We start from the raw sequence: 17,600 nt of genomic DNA on the forward strand, positions 1-17,600 counted from the left end.
GTCAATAGAGTGTTATTAGTATAGCCGAAAAGAATGCAAAGAACATTCTTAAAAAAGTGCAAAATAAACAAAGTATTTGGGGGATTTGCTAAATAAGAAACCGATTGTGGTTGTATTATAGAAAAAAACCATCTGCCAAATGCAGATGGTTTTTTCAAATTATACTAGCTGTGTCTGCTGTGCTCTTGCCTGTTTTGCGGCTTCAACCATGTTTTTCAATGCTGCAACCGTTTCTTCCTGCTGTCTTGTTTTCAATCCGCAGTCCGGATTTACCCAGAAGCGGTCAGTCGGACAGACGGCAAGCGCATCAACGATAATATTGTACATTTCTTCAGTTGACGGCACACGAGGGCTGTGAATGTCATATACACCAAGGCCAAGCCCTTTCAAATACGGGTGGTTTTTTAAGTAATCTAAAAATCCTCCGTGGCTTCTGCTATGTTCAATTGTAATCACATCGGCATCAAGATCATTGATTGTATCAACGATATCTTCGAAGTTGCTGTAGCACATATGTGTATGAATTTGTGTCTCGTTTTTCACGGAAGAAGTGGTTAATCTGAATGCTTCTGCCGCCCAAGTCAAATACTCATCCCAATCGCGGGTTTTCAATGGAAGGCCTTCACGCAGCGCTGGTTCATCGACTTGAATGATTTGAATGCCTGCGTCTTCAAGCGCTTTAACTTCTTTGCGAAGGGCAAGCCCGATTTGGAAGGCGATTTCTTTCCTCGAGATATCGTTTCGAGGGAAAGACCAGTTTAAGATTGTAACCGGGCCCGTCAGCATTCCTTTTACATGCTTGGAAGTCAATGACTGTGCGTAGACTGTGTCTTTCACTGTCATCGGTTCAATAAATTCAACATCTCCGTAAATGACTGGCGGGCGGACACAGCGTGAGCCGTATGATTGAACCCAGGCATATTTAGTGAAGGCGAAACCGGCCAGCTTTTCACCGAAGTATTCGACCATGTCTGTCCGTTCAAATTCGCCGTGAACAAGGACATCAAGCCCCAATTCTTCCTGAATATCAATCCATCTTTTTGTTTCCGCATTGATAAAGTTTTGATACTGTTCATCGGACCACTCAGCTTTCCGCCATTTTTGGCGTGCGCTCCGCACTTCAGCAGACTGCGGGAAGCTGCCGATCGTTGTCGTCGGCAAAAGCGGAAGGCCGAGAGATTCATTTTGCAGGGCTAAACGTTCTTCAAACGGAATCGGACGCTTGAAGTCTTTATCAGTTAATTGCTCAAGCTCTTTCTTTTGTTCAGAATTGGCGCCTGTTGCAAACTGTTTAAGCGCCTGGATATCAGCCTTAGCCTGCTGAATCTCTTCGCTGATCGCCGCTTTTCCTGATACTAAGCCTTCTTTCAAAGCTGTCAGCTCGGCCAGCTTTTCTTTTGCGTAGGATAATCCGTTCAATAGGTCTTTTTCCAAATGCTCATCAGGGTGTTTCGCTACTGGAACATGTAGCAGGCTGCTGGAAGGCTGAATCCACAGTTCATCAACTTTTGCAATGCTGAGAATATCAAGAACGGCATCGAGACGCTCTTCAAGGTCCGCTTTCCAAATGTTGCGTCCGTCGATAACGCCGGCTGCCAGCACTTTGTCTGTCGGAAAGCCATGTGTTTTAAGCTGTTCCAGGTTTCTGCCTTTGTCGTGAACGAAATCAAGGCCAATTCCCTGAACCGGGTAAGAGATCAGCTCTTCATAAGCATCAACAGAATCAAAATACGTCTGCAAAAGCACATTCAAGGATGAAAGCTCACTTGTAATGCTTTCAAATAATTCTTTTGCGCCGCGGACATCTTCACTAGAGGCGGTAACGAGCGCCGGCTCATCGATTTGAACCCATTTTACGCCTTCTTCTTCAAGCTCTTTCAAAAGCTGTACATATAATGGCACAAGGCGTTTTTGGATCGCTTTTGCTTCAGACGGTTCATAGCCTTTAGCAAGCGTAACGAACGTATAAGGGCCGACAATCACAGGCTTTGTTTCCACACCGTATTCCTGTTTGATCCGGCGATAATCTTCGAGTTGCTTGTTTCTTGTCAGACGGAACTCAATGCTCTCGTCATATTCCGGAACGATGTAATGGTAATTTGTATTAAACCATTTTGTCATTTCACTAGATACGGCGTCTTTGATTCCGCGGGCGATAGCGAAGTATGTATCGGTAGCGTCAGTCAAATGTCTAAAACGTTTCGGAATCCAGTTGAAGCTGACTGCTGTGTCGAGTACATGGTCATACTGTGTGAAATCAGAAACAGGCACAACATCAATCTGCTGGTCAATTTGTGTTTTTACTGCGGATAAAAATAGTTCGTCGATTTGCTTCAAAAACGTATCTTTATCAGTACTGCCTTTCCAATACGCTTCAAGTGCTTTTTTCCATTCCCGGTTCAGTCCGATTCTCGGAAATCCTAAATTCGATGTTTTGATGGTTGTCATTGTTTCTCCTCCTTTATATGTAAAACACTCTCTTTAACCCGCGGATACAGGCTGCTAAGAGGTTTTCTCACAACAAAAAGCCTCTTTCCCATGAGAGAAAGAGGCTTTTCTGCGTAAAACACTGCCTCTCTCATCTCTCAGATTCAATCTGATGGAATTAGCACCGTGCCTTATGAGACATCAGTCTCGGCGCGAAAAGCAGTGCGCCCCATTTCACAATGGTATTACGGTCGGTTGCTGTTGGGGTCAAAAGGCCAATCCCTCGCCCAACTCTCGATAAGAGAAAATGTTATTAATTTTTTGAAAAGTTGAATCATTTGTTGGTAATCTTAACAGTAATTCAAATTCATTGTCAACATAGAATTTGAAATTTTTATTTACATGATGTGGTGTATATTATATAAGAAAAATAATCTTATAGGGTCAACAAATGTGATTGCTCTGCTTTTTCTGCGAGCTCATCAGGAGCTGTTAAATACAGGAATCCATTGCCTGCCAGCGTTTTTGCAATATCAAGAGGAAGTGTCCTGCGGATTAGCTGTGCGAAAACCTCAGATTCAGAAAGCTTTCTTTGAAATGATTCTTCTTCATAGCTTTTGATTAAAGCAAGCGCACCGCTGACATGAGGGGCAGCCATTGAAGTGCCGGTCAGCTTACCGTACTTCTTGTTGGGAAGGGTGGATAAGATGTTTTCTCCTGGTGCCACAAGGTCAATCTCTTTATTCGCGTTAGAAAATTCTGATAATTCTCGCGCTACAGAAACAGATCCAACTGCAATCACTTCATTATAAGCTGCGGGGTAGGAAAGCTCTTCTGTGCGTTCGTCGCCGTCACCTTCATTTCCCGCTGCACAAACGACAAGCACTCCGTTTTTGACTGCGTTTTTCACTGCTTCTTCCAGCTCTGGCACATCGCTTGGCCCTCCAAGGGACATTGAGATGATGTCAACTTTCTGTTCCACCGCGTAGTTGATGCCGTTAATTATCCATTCGTATTGTCCGCTGCCATTCTCGCCGCCAAGAACCTTCACAATCAATAGGCTTGCCTCAGGCGCGACTCCGGCAATGCCTCCGTTTGAATCATTAGCTGCAATCGTTCCGGCGACGTGTGTGCCGTGTCCGTTGTAGTCGGAAATCGCATCTTCCTTGCCGCCGTCGTCATCCGTGAAGTTCTTTCCGCCGATGATTTGATTTTTTAAATCAGGGTGGCTTGTGTCGCAGCCCGTGTCTAATACAGCAACTTTAATATTTTTGCCTTTTACCCCTTTTGCCCACATTTCTGGCGCCTTAATCACTTTAATGCCCTCAGGAAGCTCGTTTACATCCATGATCTGCTCATTCGTCACATACGGGATCAAGCGGATTTCACCATTCATAAAAAAGCCCTCCTTTTTTATGCTTTCAAGTGGATTCAAGGGTGTTGCCTCATATTATATGAAAAAAACAAGCGCTCGGACAGAGCCATTTGAAGTATTTTGAAAAAATAGGAGACACACCAAAGAATTAGTAATTTTCAAAATATTGGATGGCTTCGGCGTGTATGACTGGGATTCAACTGTAAGTCAAGTTATAATAGTGTTGGGGAAAGGAGCAGTGTCATGAAACTGAATGAAAAATTATATGCATTTTTTTCAGAGCATGTGGAACAAATGGCCGAGGAATGGATTGAAACGATGGAGGAAAGTGATCCGAATTCGCTTTACGCCCTACATAATGCAACAGTAACGGAAGAATTGAAAGAGCAGGACAGAGAATTTTACCGGCATCTGAATTACATGTATGTTTTACCGGAAAAACAATTTCTCGAAGAGTTTCAAGAGTGGGTCATTGAGCTGACCAACGATCAAAAACATCTCGACACACCGGTTCAGTATGTCATTCGGGAGTTTATGAGAAACAGGAGATTATATACGAAGTATTTTGAGAAGTTCGCAGAAGAAAATGAATCAGCGTTTGAACCGGGAGAGAAGCAAAAATGGGCAGATTTGATTGTAAAAGTATTTGATTTCACCATTTATACATTCGTTGATCACGCTGAAATGAATGCCAAGCAGCAATTAAACGCCCAAAGAGAAATGATATTGGAATTAAGCTCACCTGTCATTACCCTGAGCAAATCAACAGCTTTGCTGCCCCTCGTCGGTGACATTGATACCGAACGGGCGAAGTTTATTCTGGAAAACACGCTTCAAGCTTGTGCGAAAAGACGTGTGGAGCATCTGTTAATCGATCTGTCAGGTGTTGTTGTGGTGGATACGATGGTGGCGCACCAGATCTTTAAATTGATTGAGGCGCTTAATCTGATCGGTGTCCGGTCAACCCTGTCAGGAATCAGGCCTGAAATTGCGCAAACTGCTGTACAGCTGGGGATTGACTTTTCGAATATTACCATTAAAACCAACCTTGCCCAAGCATTAAACTATCATCAATAAAAAAATCCGCTATCTGTGATAGCGGATTTTTTATGATGCGAAACATAAAGATACGAGAAAGGATCCCGCGAATAATAAGAGGACGAGGCAAAAGAACACCCAGTCGCGCCGGTTCACGCTCAATTTCCTATAATATGTCCGGTTTCTGCTTCCTGTAAAACCTTTAGATTCCATCGCAAGCGCTGTCCGTTCCGCTTTTCTGATGGCGCTTGCCAATAGCGGTATGGTATATCGTTTTAACGCACTGATTTTCTTAATGATGCCGCTCTCCGCCGCTCCTCCTCTGATTTTATGAGCCTGCTGAATCAGCTGGATCTCATCCTTTAACAGCGGAAGAAAGCGAAAGCCTGCAATGACACCGTACGCGAGCTTTGGTGAGAGCCTGCACTGCTGGACAAGGCTCAGCATAAATAAAATCGGATCGGTTGTAAAAACAAACATCATCGATAAGGCGGAAAAGCATAAAATACGAAACCCAAGGGAGATGCCGACAGACACATTATCGCTGTTAATTGAGATAGGGCCTGCTTGAAACAAAAAATTATCCGGTGTTGTCGGCACCTTTCCAAAAACTGCGGCTGTCCACACGCATCCGAATGCTAAAACCAAAAACGGAATCGTGAACAACAACCATTTTTTCAATGGGATTCCGGCCGATAGTAGAACGCCCGCAACGATGATGATATAAAAACATGCCGGAGTGTAAGGGTTGTAAATAAACGACAGCATGACGACACAACAAAAAACCGCCGCCGCTTTCACAGTCGGATTAATGAGATGTAACGGCTGCTTCATCACGCACCTCCTCTTGAAATGCCATCCATTCATATAGAAGGGGAAGGGTGAGCTTTGCTTTTTTGACAAGCCTTGTTTCTTGAGAAAACAACTGCGCTGGAGATCCGTCAAAGGCCAGGCCTGTATCGTGAAGGACAAGCACGCTGTCAGCATACGAAGAGACTAGCTCCATATCGTGTGTAATCATAAGGACAGCGGTTCCCTCTGCCTTGATACGCTGAATCATTTCCATGCATTCAGCCGCTGTGCGGGCATCCTGGCCAAAGGTTGGTTCGTCTAATAATAAAACCTTTACGTCATGCATGAGCATAGTAGCAACGCTCAGTCGCCGTTTTTGCCCTTGGCTGATCGCAAACGGATGATGATCAGCCAAATGTGCAAGACCAAAACGCTGCAGCAGGTGTTGCGCTTTTTTCTCAGTTTCAGCATTTGCTTTCTGGCCGAACAGAAGCTCATCATACACCGTATCGGTGACGAATTGATGCTCAGGGTTTTGAAAAACAAATCCCATCCGTTTACGCAATTCTTTTTCTTTATATTTCTGCAGCGGCTGATCATAGAGAAGGATTTTGCCGCTTTGCGGTTTCATGAGACGGGCCAGAACTGATAGGAGCGTCGATTTTCCAGTTCCGTTCGGACCGACAAGCGCCGTTAAAGAGCCTTCGCGCAACGAAAAGCTGATGTCTTTGAAAATCGCCTGCTGTCCTCTCGCGAACGAAAGGCTGCTGACTTCAAGCACACTCTCCCCAGAAGGGGCTTTCTTCTTTTTGACATGCCCGGCAGGAATAGGCTCTTTGAACAGCATCTCTTTTGATAAAGTAAACGGCATACTCAGCTTTTCCTGCAGATGACAGACCTTTGGAATGGCGATGCCCAATTTCTTTAGTGTCTCCGCTTCATGCTGAAATAGATTTTTCGTCAGGCCATCCAGCGCCTTTTTGCCTGATTTGTCGAGTACGATCGTTCTCTCAATCCAAGGCGCCCATTCATCAAGCTGGTGCTCAATGACGAGGAGGCTGAAACCTTTTTCCCGCTGAAGATCCTTCATCAGATGAACGAACTCCCGCGCTGAGAAAGGGTCTAAAAGAGAGGTCGGCTCATCTAAAATAATAAGCTCAGGCTCCATCGCCAAAATACAGGCGAGAGCCACTTTCTGCTTTTGTCCTCCTGAAAGGGTTGAGATCGTTTTTTCTTTTAAATGGGTAATGCGTAATTTTTCTAATACGGCGTTGATTTTCTCTGTCATTGCTTCTTTTGGAATTTGCAGATTTTCCAGCCCGAACGCAATTTCGTCCTCCACCGTCAGCATGCAGAACTGCTGATCAGGATCCTGAAAAACGACCCCGGCATGCTGAGCAATCGTTTCGGAGGTTTCAGCATCTGTGACCGGCTTTTGAAATAGAAAGACATGTCCGGACTGAACGCCGTCGCAAGCCTCCGGATATAGACCGTTTAAACAAAGGGCGAGCGAGCTTTTACCGCATCCGCTCGGTCCTAATAATAAAACACATTCTCCTTTTTGAAGCTCAAACGAAATGTCTTGAAAAACCGGTTTCTCGTCTTCTTCATAAGAGAAGCTGAGCTGCTCAACCGTCAGAAGCTCATCAAAGGCTTGCATGTTCTGACGCCCGCTTCCGTTTCTTTTTCAGTTCCTTTCCGAGTGCCATTCCGTTTAACACACCTGTATAAGCGAGAGAGTCGCTGACAGCTTTTCCGAGAAGCCCCGCCAAAAGCGCGCCGGAAATGAGACGGATCACAAGCATAATGAGCAGATAACCTGGTGAATAGGCTGCATAGCCAGAAACAAAGAGATCATAGATAAAGCTGGCTACTGAAGACCCCATACCGGCCAGCATAAGGACAGGGAGAGAGTATGCTTTCCAGCGTGTTGCAAGAAATACAGCCTCAGCCCCGAGCCCTTGAACAATGCCAATCACGATGACCATCGGGCCAGACGGATTTCCCAGCAGGCACTCAACGAGAGCGGCAATGATTTCAGAAACGAGCGCCGCACCCGGTTTTTGAATCATGTACGCGGCGATCACAGAAACGATAAACCAAATGCCGTAAATCGGTTCATAGGCGATTGGCCCAAACATACCTGCAAGCACGTTTCCGAAATGTGTAAATAATAAATAAACAACGGCAAATACGATACTGATAACGGACATGATGACAATTTCTTTTACTTTCCAGCTTTTCATTTTATCCCTGCTTTCTGTTTTTTCTTGATGGACTGTTAGCCGAAAGATTCACAGTCATGGTGATATGGTTTGTTTGCTGCTCGGCCATGCGGAAAACGGCTTCCAATGTGCTGAATACGTCATGCGCATCCCCGTCAAGCTCGCTCGCGTAATGGACACTCTGTACGAAAGTGCCTTGGGCTTTTGCAATGTCGACAGCCTTCATAATCAATCCCATATAATCCGGCTCGTTCATTGGATAAAGGGCAAATTGGCACGGCGCTTCCGCCTTCAAGCCTCGGACAGCATCTTCATTGACACGCTTATCGCCTTTGGAAAGATATGTATCCCCCTGTGTGTCACCCGGGCATCCAATGGAAAACGTGCCGTTCATGACGATGTGTTTTTCGCTGTTTGCTGCATGAAGGTAAATGGCTTTTGCAGCATCGAATACATGATCAATCGATCCGCGTAACACCGTGCTGATATGGTCGGTTTTCGTCCATACCTTGGATGTATCTGTTTTTTTCAGCGCAGACTTGATCACACTGATAAAATCATCCGTCATCGGATATAAAGAGAAGCGAAAACCGGCGATTCTGCTTGTACCGCAAATATGCTCCATTTCTCCGACCTCCTGTTTTTTTGGTAAAATAAAAAACTGCATATCCTAAGGGAATATGCAGTCATAGATCGATTAAGCGCACAAAAAATACACCATTCGGTCAACCTGCACTTCCCCACGCTGGTATTATCCAGATCGGGTCATAAGGGATCAAAGCGCGTTTCTTTCGCGCTTTATCTCAGCCAAAACAGCACCCCTAGTGCTTTCCGTATACAATTTTTTATTTTGACATCATAATAGATGATAAGAATCATTTTGTAAACAACGAAATCATTTTTTTCAAATAGGGACGGGAGAGGATGATCAAATTTGGAAAAAGGACACATATTAATTGTGGAAGATGAAGAAAAAATCGCCAGGGTTCTTCAGCTTGAATTGGAATATGAAGGATACAGCGTCACCATCAAACAAAATGGCACAGAAGGTCTGGATGCGGCAGCGGAGGGCGGGTATTCCTTGGTGCTTCTTGATGTCATGCTTCCGGGGCTTAGCGGACTGGAAGTGCTGCGCCGCTTGAGAAAAACGGATTCGCAGACACCGGTCATATTATTAACGGCGCGAGACAGTATTCCTGATAAGGTAACAGGTCTGGACATCGGTGCAAATGACTATGTCACCAAGCCGTTTGAAATCGAGGAATTGCTTGCGAGAATCAGGGCGGTGCTGCGGCAAAATGGAACAAAAACGGAAGATATCGGCACCTTTCTAACATATGACGATCTACGGGTGAACGAAAAAACCCGTGAAGTGAGACGCGGAGACAAAGAGGTGGAATTAACGCCGCGAGAATTTGATTTACTCGTCTATATGCTAAAGCATCCGCAGCAAGTGCTGACACGGGAGCAAATTCTAAGCTCGGTATGGGGATTTGATTATATCGGTGATACAAATGTCGTGGACGTCTACATAAGATACATCAGAAAAAAACTGGACTATCCTTACGAAAAACAGCTGATCCATACGATTCGCGGGGTCGGCTATGCCATTAAGGGGTAAACGATGAAGCTGAAGACAAAGATTCATCTATACACATCAATATCACTGTTGATTTTATTAATTTTGGTTCATACCGCAGTCTATCTCATTTTTTCGTCTGCGCTGACATCAAAGGATGCATCCCGGCTTGCTGATGAGACGGATAACATTGCCGAAGCGCTGCGTGCCGCTGAAACAGAAGGAGTGGCTTTGCAGGATATGCTGCAGGCCTATCTTCCGGCAAATGGCATGGTGCGTGTAGTGAATGGTGATCAAAAAGCCGTTATGACGATCACAAAAGAAAAAGCCTATAAAGATTTTCCTCTCTCTTTTCATAGCGGAGAAACGGCAGATGTGAGGAAACATGACGGCAAGCTGTTTGCCGAGGCTGCTGTTCCGGTGATTTGGACCGATGGACAAGTGGTTTCTCTTCAGCTGGTTGAAAGGCTTGAGAACACAGAAGAGAGTCTGTTTCTGTTGAAAATCATCTTAATCGCTGCAAGTGCTGCTGTCTGCATTGCTTCTTTTTTTGCAGGCAGCTTGCTAGCCCGCCGAATCATCAATCCGATCAGACGATTAATGATCACAATGAAAGACATACAGCGAGACAAAGAATTTAAAACGATTTCTTTAGAAGGACAGTCCAACGATGAATTGTATCAAATGGGGCTGACATTTAATGAAATGGCAATGATGCTGAAGGAGCACTATGATAAACAGCAGCAATTTGTTCAAGATGCTTCACACGAATTGAAAACCCCGCTCACCATTATAGAAAGCTACAGCAGCCTGATGAAGCGGTGGGGGGCAAAAAAGCCGGAGGTGCTTGAGGAGTCGATAGAAGCCATTCACTCAGAAGCGGTGCATATGAAAAAACTGACCAATCAGCTTTTGGCGCTGGCCAAAAGTCATCAAGAGCTTGAGCTTGATCTGAAAACAATCGATCTGATTGAAGCGGCGCGCGCGGTTATGCAAACGCTCCAGCCCGTTTATCAGCGTGACATATTGCTTGAAACAGATAAAGAGAGCCTGCTTGTAAAGGCTGATGAAGAACGCATCAAGCAGCTGTTGACCATTTTGCTTGATAATGCAATAAAGTATAGTGAAAAGCCTATTGAGATGTCAGCCGGAACGAGGAATGGACGGCCATTTCTGTCAGTGAGGGATGAAGGCATCGGAATACCTGAGGAGCATATCCCGCATTTGTTCGAACGGTTCTACCGGGCAGATGAGGCACGAAATCGAAAAACAGGCGGAACGGGTTTAGGCCTTTCCATTGCCAAGCAAATCGCCGATGAGCATGGCATTGAGCTGTCTGTCAAAAGCAAGCCGGGACAAGGAACAGCTGTCACCATGCAATTCAGCGAACAGAATGGGGGAGGCCGATGACTAAAACAATAAAAATAGTATCTTTTGCTGCAGCAGCCATTTTAGTTGTCATCATCTGTACGTTTCTCATCATTCGGCAAACCCATGAGAACGTATTGTCAAAGGAGACTGTCGTAAAAAAAGTCGAAGCCTCCTATGAAGGCAAGGTCACGAAAGCAACTCAATCAAAGGATAAAAAAACATATGATATAACCCTTGAAAATCCAAAGGGAACTTACTTTGTAAAAGCAGACGCAATATCGGCTGACATTCTTTCAATGAATAGAGTAAAAGCAGTGAATCCATCTGCCATGACAGAAAAAGAAGCCGAGCATCTCGCGCTTGAGCGAGTGCCGGGAACGGTCAAAAAACAAACACGACAAAGTCGAGTTGCCACTTATACCATACAAAAAGAAGACGGGAAAACATACGAAGTGAAGGTAGACATGCAGGCAAAAACAGTCTTGTCTGCCGATCAAATCAGCAGCAAAGCTCAACAAAAAACGCCGATTACGAAAAAAGAAGCCAAAACAATTGCAGAGCGAAAAACGGGTGGAACAGCGGATGACGCAGATCTCGAAGAAAGTGAGGGCACTCTCATCTTTGAAGTAGACGTTGATCTTCCTGATAATAAGGAAGCGACAGTGAAAATCAATGCCTACACAGGAAAGGTAGCTAACATTGTGTATGAAGACTGACGGTTTCTCATCAAATTCTCATCTTGCTCTCGTTTTCCTTTCATGTTGAGTGTGTAAACTGTACTCATACAAAACAAAGGAGGACTCACAAATGCTCAAGAAAAAATGGATGGTCGGTCTTTTAGCAGGGTGCCTAGCGGCCGGAGGATTCAGCTACAACGCGTTTGCCAAAGAAAACAATGAAAACAGACAGGCTTCTTCTAAGACGGATGCACTCACTGAACAAGAAGCAGAAGCAATTGCTAAAACAGTTGTTGACGGCACAGTAGAAGACATTGACAGAGACCTTTACAACGGTAAAGAAGTCTATGAAGTGGAGATTGAAAAAGAAGGTGAAGACTACGACGTTTATGTAGATATTCATACAAAACAAGCGCTTAATGACCCGCTAAAGGAGAAAGCAGAACAAGTCGCCATAACCAAAGAAGAAGCAGAAGCAATTGCTTTAAAGCAAACAGGTGGAACCGTAACAGAAAGTAAGCTTGACGAAGATGACGGTGCTTACATCTATGAAATGGAAATCCAAACAAAGCAAGGAACTGAGACAGAATTTGAAATTTCCGCAAAAGATGGACGCATTATCAAACAGGAGATAGATGACTAATCAAAACCCCCGCTGCAGCGGGGGTTTTTCATGATAAGAAACCTTCTTTTGGACAATCTAAGTAGAAAAGGAGGCGAAACGCATGGAAAAGAAAGAGGAGCAATACATCAATCAGGCTGAATATGTCCCTCATCCGACGAAGGAAGGAGAGTATGCCTTATTTCTTCATGAAACGTATCATTTGCTTTCTGAAGATGACGAGACACAAACAACAGAATAAGGGCTTTGGCCCTTGTTTTGTTCCGTAATTGTGATGTAAGCGCATTTATTACTTTTTTGAGTTGACACAGCTTGTTTTTTTCTGTAATCTCAGTGTGTCAATTCAATTAGGAACTTCGTTAGGTGAGGCTCCTGTATGGAGATACGCTGCTGCCCAAAAATGTCCAAAGACGCCAATGGGTCAACAGAAATCATCGACATAAGGTGATTTTTAATGCAGCTGGATGCTTGTCCTATGCCATACAGTGCTAAAGCTCTACGATTGAAGGCGCCCGCACGCTTTTTTTGCCGTGCTTCTTTCACCTTCAATCCCGAAGGCTTTTTTTATGCCTTTAAAACGAAACCAATCAAAGGAGGTGCGGAGTATGGATTCTCCCCATTCGAGTCAATCTGAAGAAGTACCCATATACTATGACAGCAAGACAATTGATTACACGATGAGGAGACGAACTGCCGCACCTTCTGGCGAGGCCGGCACGTCTCCGTAGAGGAGGTACGAGTCCCGATGGTTCAAAACATGACCTATGACGAACTCATTTTACGCATCATTATTTTACTGCGAGACGGGAAAATCAGGGATTTCAGAAGTGTTATTGATGAGCTTCAGCCCTATGACATGGCATTTATTTTTAAAGAAATGCCGGAAAAACACCGCGCCCGCTATTTATCTTATTTAACTGTAGACGATATCACTGATATGATCGGGGAGCTGGAACGCGAATTTCAGCTTGTCGTCTTAAATAAAGTCGGAAAAACAAAAGCAACACTGGCGATGAACAAAATGGACAACGATGACCTCGCTCAATTGCTTGAAGAAATGGACGAAGAACTGAAGGAACAGCTTTTGTCCAGCATGGAAGCGTCAGAATCAAAAGCTGTACAGCTCTTGATGAATTACCCGGCTGATTCAGCGGGACGCATGATGACAAACCGGTATGTGTGGATTCCTCAGCATTACACGGTAAAAGACGCGGTCGTCAAACTGAAAAGCTTCGCTGAAATAGCTGAATCGATCAACTACTTATATGTTATTAATGAAAGCAAACAGCTGGTTGGGGTTCTTTCCTACCGCGATTTGATTCTGGGTGAACCTGAAGAAAAGGTGCAGGATTTAATGTTTACCCGCGTCATATCAGCAGATGCTCTTCAGGACCAGGAAGAAGTTGCCCGCCTGATTGAACGTTACGATTTTTTGGCAATACCGGTTGTAGAAGAAAACAACGTGCTTGTCGGCATTGTGACGGTCGATGATATTATCGACGTCGTTATTCGGGAAGCTGATGAGGATTACGAAAAATTTGCCGCTTCCGGTAAAGACATCACCTTTGACACAAAAGCTTACGTGGCGGCATACCGGCGCCTGCCATGGCTGATTTTACTCTTGTTTATCGGACTGATTTCAGGAAGCATTATCAGCTATTTTGAAGACGCGCTGAAGCAGGTTGTCGCGCTTGCGTTTTTCATGCCGATGGTGTCAGGGATGACAGGAAATACGGGAACACAATCTCTCGCGGTTGTTATCAGAGGTTTGTCTAAAGAAGAAATGAACAAAAAAACGATTGTGCGCCTGATCTTCCGGGAGTTCAGAACAAGTATTTTTATCGGAGCGGTTTGTTCTGTGCTGATTGCGATTGTTTCTATCATATGGCAGGGGAATGCGCTTTTGGGATTTGTTGTCGCCTCTTCACTGTTCTTAACCTTAATCATCGGCACGATGTCAGGAACGATTATCCCTATTATTTTGCACAAACTGAAAGTAGACCCGGCGATTGCTTCTGGACCGCTGATTACAACGTTAAACGATATTTTATCTTTATTAATCTACTTTGGCATTGCCACTGCATTCATTCACTCATTATAAACGTAAAAAGTCCGTCTCAACTGCGAGCCGGACTTTTATTATTTAACGGTTTTTGTACCGAAAGTGAGCATTAAGCTGCCCCTCCAGCATTTTTTTCCGCACTTGCGGATCGTTTTTTAACATCTGTTCTTTTTTGCGCATATCCTTTAAAATCTCTGCCGTCTGTACGCCGTCTTCACGCTTATTGGCGATATCCATCAGCCGCTCCACATCGGCAAAGGAGTATTTTCTTGTCCCCCTTGAAGAACGCTGCGGGTAAATGAGCTTTCGTTCCTCATAATACCTGATCTGTCTTACGGACAATCCTGTCAATTCACTCACAATTCCGATTGAAATCACTTTTTTGTCTTTATAAGAATGATCTTCTGTGGTCATTTTTCCACCCCTGGATGTCTTTTGATAATAGTATATAAAAAACAAAGAGAAAAAACCTGACGCTTGTCATATTTTCTAACATCAAATAGAAGATTTTTGAAAAAATACGGAAGAAAAATTAACAAGAATAATGCGTAACACCCAAGCGCGTTTTATCCTTTATGTAACGAATCAAACGAGGAGGAAGGATAATCATGGAGGAAGAAAAAGCGGTCTCACTGGCAAAAGAAATTATAGAGTTGGATATCAGGCGTGATGAAATGCTGGAGACGTTTATGCAGCTTGCCGGAGAACAGGCTTTTCAATTATTAAGATCGGTTCAAAACGGACAATACCGAAAATCTTCGTAAACATAAATTCTTTACATTAGATTCATACCACGTTCATTTAAAAAGAGTATCTTTTGTATAGGATACCTCAAAATGAAGGAGGACGCTATGAGTAATTTATTGAAATCCGCTTTAGAAAAAGAACGAAGCCATTATTCTGAAAAACTCTATCAGATTGGGGTTTATAATAAAGAGGTCATGAACAAAATGACGATTTCTGAGCTTCGGAAAGAATATGCTTATTTCTTTCGAAGCATTACAAATCATAAAAATTATCCTTATACAAGATAATGTATAAGGATTTTTTTGCTTTTAGAAGGAATTTCTCGAATTATAGCGAATACGTATAGTAAGGGACTGAACTCTTATTATATGTAAGGGTTTTCATTATTTTTTTATAAAAATCCTATATACGAGGTAGATATGATGAGATTATCGTTTAACGAAGAAGAAGTTGAGCGTGCGATGAATTTGTACAGAGTTTTTGCAAGGGCTTTCAAAAGTGTGTCCGAACATAGTATCCGTGATAGCAAAGAGCACGGTTTTAATCCCACTGAATTTGCTGTACTGGAACTCCTGTACACAAGAGGCCCGCAAAAATTACAGCAAATTGGGTCGAGACTTCTGCTTGTAAGCGGAAACGTCACATATGTTATTGACAAACTAGAAAGAAACGGGTTTTTAGTTAGGGAGCAGGACCCGAAAGATAAACGCTCTGTTTACGCACATTTAACTGACAAAGGAAATGAGTATTTGGATAAAATTTATCCGATTCATGCACTGCGTATTGCGAGAGCGTTTTCAGGTCTTTCGCCTGATGAACAGGACCAGCTGATCGTCCTGCTCAAGAAAGCAGGCATACACAGCCAGCATTTGCTGTTTCGTTAACTATTCTACACTCTCTATTTCAGGAGAGTGTTTTTTTGATTCCATATGATTCTTTTTAAAACATCTTCAATCTTCCTATCAGACATTTCGCCAAGGTATCCATTGACGTGTTTTTTATACTCCTTCCTCTGTTCGTTCGATTGAAAAAATGCCGCGATATACTCTTCTGCTTTCTGCATGTCCCAGTTTCTCATATCTGTGACGAGCTTCCTTTCATGTAGGAGGTTTAAATTCATTTCCTCCTGTCCCGGCAGTGCATGATAAATAAATACCGGAAGCCGTTTCTGTAAGCATTCACTGATGGTCACGCCTCCGGGTTTAGTCATGATGCCTGTCGCCTGTTCGTACAAACGGTTCATCTCTGCTTTGCTGTGAAGGTAAGGAATCGCCTCAATCAAGGGGTGGTGTAAACTTTTGACATAGGAGTAGAGCTTTTCGTTTCTGCCGCATAATATTTTGTATAAGATCTTTCCGCCTGGCGACAGTTCCTGCACCCATTTTAAAATCCCACCGACCCCCATACTGCCCCCTGTGATGATGATGGTATATGGCGGGTGGTGCTGCAAGGTATCTGCTGATTCCATTTCAAAATTTCGGTGAACTGGAATACCGGTCAAGTATATGTTGTTCTGATCGATCCCCTCTGATATTAGCTGCTTCTTTACTTCCGTGCTCGGAACAAAATGGTAATCAATGTTCTTCCGTCCCCATAATTGATTTACGAAAAAATCAGTGTATACATTTACAACCGTCAGATTCGGATATTCAGGCTTTAATCGGTTCAGCAGATAAGAAGGCAGCGCATGTGTGCAGAAGGCGATATCAGGCTGTTTTTCTTGGAGAATGTGCCTCATTTGCTGTGTGAACAGCCATTCGTACATGAAATAGCGTTTGTCATGCTGAAATTCTCCGCAGGCGAGGAGCCTGTAAATGCCGCTGTACGTTTTCGGGAAATATTGAATCCATTTTAAATAAGCCACGGAGGACAATTTTTCTAACCGCCTATACGCATGTGAAAAGATATCAATCTTTTCAGCTGCCAGCCCTTGAGACTCTAATTCAGCCTGCAATGCATCAGCCACATGATGATGGCCGGTGGAAATGCTTAAAAAAGGAAAAATGAGAATGTTTTTCATGACAGTCCTCCTTAAAAAATATGGCAACTATATTTTGAGGAGAACGTTCACAAAATATAAGGGTGTCTTTGATCACAAGGAAGGTGAAAAGATGAAAACCTGTTTCCTTTCCATTTGGAGAATGGTTGATCCGATTTATTTCTTTTTTTCAAGGCTAAGCTTGATTGACAACGATCAAAAAAGCGTTTTTCGAGTCAGGCTGACGAAGTATAAAGGACATCATGTCGTACTGAGCGATGGAACGCATATTAGAAAAAATGATGTGCTCGTTAAAATTCATCTGCACAATATTAAGCTGATAAGAGAACTGCAAAGCATTGAGAGCGCGGTCAGAAAAGGAATCATTATTTATCAGAAAGTATATCAATCGATGCCGCTTCTTCTTGACTATATCAACAATCATAAAAAAAGCGAGAAAATCAAAGGAATCATTGGGATTACAATGCTTGACAAAGGTGTGGAAAGGCTCGGCTTTGATGTGATCACCCCGGTGAACCCTTTTTACAGATGCTTTAAAAAAGTGTCTCATGTGCCGATTTTATATTTGACTTCAAAGCCTGTGAGATTGCGGCATTTACCGAATTCATCCTATTTGTTTATCTCAAAAGAAAAGCTGCAGAAAACCTATCAAAAAAAAGACTGATGCCTCGGTCAGCACAGTCTTT

The 17,600-nt window shown here is 43.5% G+C and carries 20 protein-coding genes and 3 riboswitches; of the genes, 12 read left to right on the forward strand and 8 right to left on the reverse strand.

Features of this window, described 5'->3' with window-relative positions; genetic code table 11:
• Nucleotides 1-159: 159 nt before the first annotated feature.
• Both metE and isp read right to left on the reverse strand, forming a co-directional pair.
• Complete coding sequence (gene metE / locus MKY50_RS07305) at nucleotides 160-2,448, reverse strand: 5-methyltetrahydropteroyltriglutamate--homocysteine S-methyltransferase (protein WP_085186169.1); 2,289 nt, start codon at nucleotides 2,446-2,448, stop codon at nucleotides 160-162.
• A 127-nt stretch (nucleotides 2,449-2,575) separates the two neighbouring features.
• Nucleotides 2,576-2,731: riboswitch (SAM riboswitch) on the reverse strand.
• A gap of 132 nt (nucleotides 2,732-2,863) precedes the next feature.
• Nucleotides 2,864-3,823, reverse strand: a complete 960-nt coding sequence (gene isp / locus MKY50_RS07310) for a serine protease Isp (protein ID WP_014479598.1) — start codon at nucleotides 3,821-3,823, stop codon at nucleotides 2,864-2,866.
• A 222-nt stretch (nucleotides 3,824-4,045) separates the two neighbouring features.
• Between isp and rsbRB the strand changes: the two genes are divergently transcribed.
• Nucleotides 4,046-4,879 (forward strand): RsbT co-antagonist RsbRB, encoded by an 834-nt coding sequence (rsbRB, locus tag MKY50_RS07315; RefSeq protein ID WP_003232560.1) that lies wholly within the window; start codon nucleotides 4,046-4,048, stop codon nucleotides 4,877-4,879.
• A gap of 30 nt (nucleotides 4,880-4,909) precedes the next feature.
• Here rsbRB and thiX read toward each other — a convergent pair whose 3' ends face one another.
• Genes thiX through thiU form a run of 4 tightly spaced genes read right to left on the reverse strand, consistent with a single transcriptional unit; the run spans nucleotide 4,910 to nucleotide 8,482 of the window.
• A complete protein-coding gene (gene thiX, locus MKY50_RS07320; protein WP_213385246.1) occupies nucleotides 4,910-5,674 on the reverse strand; it encodes a CbiQ family ECF transporter T component in 765 nt (254 codons plus the stop codon).
• Nucleotides 5,649-7,292, reverse strand: coding sequence for an ABC transporter ATP-binding protein (locus MKY50_RS07325; protein WP_341116416.1), 1,644 nt, complete (start codon nucleotides 7,290-7,292; stop codon nucleotides 5,649-5,651). Before MKY50_RS07325 ends, thiX begins: the two co-directional genes overlap by 26 nt.
• On the reverse strand, nucleotides 7,279-7,878 hold the full coding sequence (locus MKY50_RS07330; RefSeq protein WP_029946399.1) for an ECF transporter S component: 600 nt from the start codon (nucleotides 7,876-7,878) through the stop codon (nucleotides 7,279-7,281). Before MKY50_RS07330 ends, MKY50_RS07325 begins: the two co-directional genes overlap by 14 nt.
• Before the next feature lies 1 nt (nucleotide 7,879).
• On the reverse strand, nucleotides 7,880-8,482 hold the full coding sequence (thiU, locus tag MKY50_RS07335; RefSeq protein WP_033884990.1) for an HMP/thiamine ABC transporter substrate-binding protein ThiU: 603 nt from the start codon (nucleotides 8,480-8,482) through the stop codon (nucleotides 7,880-7,882).
• 95 nt (nucleotides 8,483-8,577) lie between these two features.
• Nucleotides 8,578-8,690, reverse strand: a riboswitch (TPP riboswitch).
• 101 nt (nucleotides 8,691-8,791) lie between these two features.
• Between thiU and ykoG the strand changes: the two genes are divergently transcribed.
• From ykoG to mgtE, 7 genes are all read left to right on the forward strand, one after another.
• Nucleotides 8,792-9,478: a two-component system response regulator YkoG gene (gene ykoG / locus MKY50_RS07340; protein ID WP_341116421.1), complete on the forward strand. Its 687-nt coding sequence runs from the start codon at nucleotides 8,792-8,794 to the stop codon at nucleotides 9,476-9,478.
• Nucleotides 9,479-9,481: 3 nt separating this feature from the next.
• Nucleotides 9,482-10,846 (forward strand): two-component system sensor histidine kinase YkoH, encoded by a 1,365-nt coding sequence (gene ykoH, locus MKY50_RS07345; RefSeq protein ID WP_151262147.1) that lies wholly within the window; start codon nucleotides 9,482-9,484, stop codon nucleotides 10,844-10,846.
• Nucleotides 10,843-11,523, forward strand: coding sequence for a PepSY domain-containing protein (locus MKY50_RS07350; protein WP_230488549.1), 681 nt, complete (start codon nucleotides 10,843-10,845; stop codon nucleotides 11,521-11,523). Before ykoH ends, MKY50_RS07350 begins: the two co-directional genes overlap by 4 nt.
• A 91-nt stretch (nucleotides 11,524-11,614) precedes the next feature.
• Nucleotides 11,615-12,127, forward strand: coding sequence for a PepSY domain-containing protein (locus MKY50_RS07355; RefSeq protein ID WP_230488548.1), 513 nt, complete (start codon nucleotides 11,615-11,617; stop codon nucleotides 12,125-12,127).
• An 82-nt stretch (nucleotides 12,128-12,209) separates the two neighbouring features.
• On the forward strand, nucleotides 12,210-12,347 hold the full coding sequence (locus tag MKY50_RS07360; RefSeq protein WP_003218541.1) for a transcriptional regulator SplA domain-containing protein: 138 nt from the start codon (nucleotides 12,210-12,212) through the stop codon (nucleotides 12,345-12,347).
• A 107-nt stretch (nucleotides 12,348-12,454) separates the two neighbouring features.
• Nucleotides 12,455-12,620: riboswitch (M-box (ykoK) riboswitch) on the forward strand.
• A 91-nt stretch (nucleotides 12,621-12,711) separates the two neighbouring features.
• Entirely contained in the window at nucleotides 12,712-12,834 is a 123-nt protein-coding gene (locus tag MKY50_RS07365; RefSeq protein ID WP_009967087.1) for a hypothetical protein, read from the forward strand.
• A 17-nt stretch (nucleotides 12,835-12,851) separates the two neighbouring features.
• Nucleotides 12,852-14,207 (forward strand): magnesium transporter, encoded by a 1,356-nt coding sequence (mgtE, locus tag MKY50_RS07370; protein ID WP_003232543.1) that lies wholly within the window; start codon nucleotides 12,852-12,854, stop codon nucleotides 14,205-14,207.
• Between the two features lie 42 nt (nucleotides 14,208-14,249).
• On the opposite strand, the gene tnrA is transcribed toward mgtE, so the two are convergent.
• Nucleotides 14,250-14,582 (reverse strand): MerR family transcriptional regulator TnrA, encoded by a 333-nt coding sequence (tnrA, locus tag MKY50_RS07375; protein WP_003232541.1) that lies wholly within the window; start codon nucleotides 14,580-14,582, stop codon nucleotides 14,250-14,252.
• Between the two features lie 194 nt (nucleotides 14,583-14,776).
• Between tnrA and MKY50_RS07380 the strand changes: the two genes are divergently transcribed.
• The 3 genes from MKY50_RS07380 to MKY50_RS07390 all read left to right on the forward strand — a co-directional run bounded on the left by MKY50_RS07380 (nucleotide 14,777) and on the right by MKY50_RS07390 (nucleotide 15,799).
• Complete coding sequence (locus MKY50_RS07380) at nucleotides 14,777-14,932, forward strand: hypothetical protein (protein ID WP_015252234.1); 156 nt, start codon at nucleotides 14,777-14,779, stop codon at nucleotides 14,930-14,932.
• 87 nt (nucleotides 14,933-15,019) lie between these two features.
• Nucleotides 15,020-15,202 (forward strand): stress response protein YkoL, encoded by a 183-nt coding sequence (ykoL, locus tag MKY50_RS07385; RefSeq protein WP_015252233.1) that lies wholly within the window; start codon nucleotides 15,020-15,022, stop codon nucleotides 15,200-15,202.
• 132 nt (nucleotides 15,203-15,334) lie between these two features.
• On the forward strand, nucleotides 15,335-15,799 hold the full coding sequence (locus MKY50_RS07390) for a MarR family winged helix-turn-helix transcriptional regulator (RefSeq protein WP_003232536.1): 465 nt from the start codon (nucleotides 15,335-15,337) through the stop codon (nucleotides 15,797-15,799).
• Between the two features lie 14 nt (nucleotides 15,800-15,813).
• Here MKY50_RS07390 and MKY50_RS07395 read toward each other — a convergent pair whose 3' ends face one another.
• Nucleotides 15,814-16,935 carry an MGDG synthase family glycosyltransferase gene (locus tag MKY50_RS07395; RefSeq protein ID WP_069322546.1) on the reverse strand — a complete coding sequence of 374 codons (1,122 nt, stop codon included), beginning with the start codon at nucleotides 16,933-16,935 and terminating at the stop codon, nucleotides 15,814-15,816.
• A gap of 91 nt (nucleotides 16,936-17,026) precedes the next feature.
• Here MKY50_RS07395 and MKY50_RS07400 point away from each other — a divergent pair, with 91 nt between their 5' ends.
• Nucleotides 17,027-17,578 (forward strand): YkoP family protein, encoded by a 552-nt coding sequence (locus MKY50_RS07400; RefSeq protein ID WP_069323056.1) that lies wholly within the window; start codon nucleotides 17,027-17,029, stop codon nucleotides 17,576-17,578.
• Nucleotides 17,579-17,600: the final 22 nt, after the last annotated feature.

The sequence above is a fragment of the Bacillus sp. FSL R7-0685 genome (assembly GCF_038002425.1).
In the GTDB taxonomy this organism is placed as follows: Bacteria; Bacillota; Bacilli; order Bacillales; family Bacillaceae; genus Bacillus; species Bacillus subtilis.

Excerpts from the sequence above, each read along its gene's own strand:
- ykoH (WP_151262147.1), top strand. The coding sequence starts at position 9,482 with ATGAAGCTGAAGACAAAGATTCATCTATACACATCAATATCACTGTTG.
- MKY50_RS07400 (WP_069323056.1), top strand. The coding sequence starts at position 17,027 with ATGAAAACCTGTTTCCTTTCCATTTGGAGAATGGTTGATCCGATTTAT.
- MKY50_RS07390 (WP_003232536.1), top strand. The coding sequence starts at position 15,335 with ATGATGAGATTATCGTTTAACGAAGAAGAAGTTGAGCGTGCGATGAAT.
- ykoL (WP_015252233.1), top strand. The coding sequence starts at position 15,020 with ATGAGTAATTTATTGAAATCCGCTTTAGAAAAAGAACGAAGCCATTAT.
- MKY50_RS07365 (WP_009967087.1), top strand. The coding sequence starts at position 12,712 with ATGGATTCTCCCCATTCGAGTCAATCTGAAGAAGTACCCATATACTAT.
- MKY50_RS07350 (WP_230488549.1), top strand. The coding sequence starts at position 10,843 with ATGACTAAAACAATAAAAATAGTATCTTTTGCTGCAGCAGCCATTTTA.
- tnrA (WP_003232541.1), bottom strand. The coding sequence starts at position 14,582 with ATGACCACAGAAGATCATTCTTATAAAGACAAAAAAGTGATTTCAATC.
- MKY50_RS07380 (WP_015252234.1), top strand. The coding sequence starts at position 14,777 with ATGGAGGAAGAAAAAGCGGTCTCACTGGCAAAAGAAATTATAGAGTTG.
- MKY50_RS07330 (WP_029946399.1), bottom strand. The coding sequence starts at position 7,878 with ATGAAAAGCTGGAAAGTAAAAGAAATTGTCATCATGTCCGTTATCAGT.
- mgtE (WP_003232543.1), top strand. The coding sequence starts at position 12,852 with ATGGTTCAAAACATGACCTATGACGAACTCATTTTACGCATCATTATT.
- thiX (WP_213385246.1), bottom strand. The coding sequence starts at position 5,674 with ATGAAGCAGCCGTTACATCTCATTAATCCGACTGTGAAAGCGGCGGCG.
- MKY50_RS07355 (WP_230488548.1), top strand. The coding sequence starts at position 11,615 with ATGCTCAAGAAAAAATGGATGGTCGGTCTTTTAGCAGGGTGCCTAGCG.
- rsbRB (WP_003232560.1), top strand. The coding sequence starts at position 4,046 with ATGAAACTGAATGAAAAATTATATGCATTTTTTTCAGAGCATGTGGAA.
- metE (WP_085186169.1), bottom strand. The coding sequence starts at position 2,448 with ATGACAACCATCAAAACATCGAATTTAGGATTTCCGAGAATCGGACTG.
- MKY50_RS07395 (WP_069322546.1), bottom strand. The coding sequence starts at position 16,935 with ATGAAAAACATTCTCATTTTTCCTTTTTTAAGCATTTCCACCGGCCAT.
- MKY50_RS07360 (WP_003218541.1), top strand. The coding sequence starts at position 12,210 with ATGGAAAAGAAAGAGGAGCAATACATCAATCAGGCTGAATATGTCCCT.
- MKY50_RS07325 (WP_341116416.1), bottom strand. The coding sequence starts at position 7,292 with ATGCAAGCCTTTGATGAGCTTCTGACGGTTGAGCAGCTCAGCTTCTCT.
- isp (WP_014479598.1), bottom strand. The coding sequence starts at position 3,823 with ATGAATGGTGAAATCCGCTTGATCCCGTATGTGACGAATGAGCAGATC.
- thiU (WP_033884990.1), bottom strand. The coding sequence starts at position 8,482 with ATGGAGCATATTTGCGGTACAAGCAGAATCGCCGGTTTTCGCTTCTCT.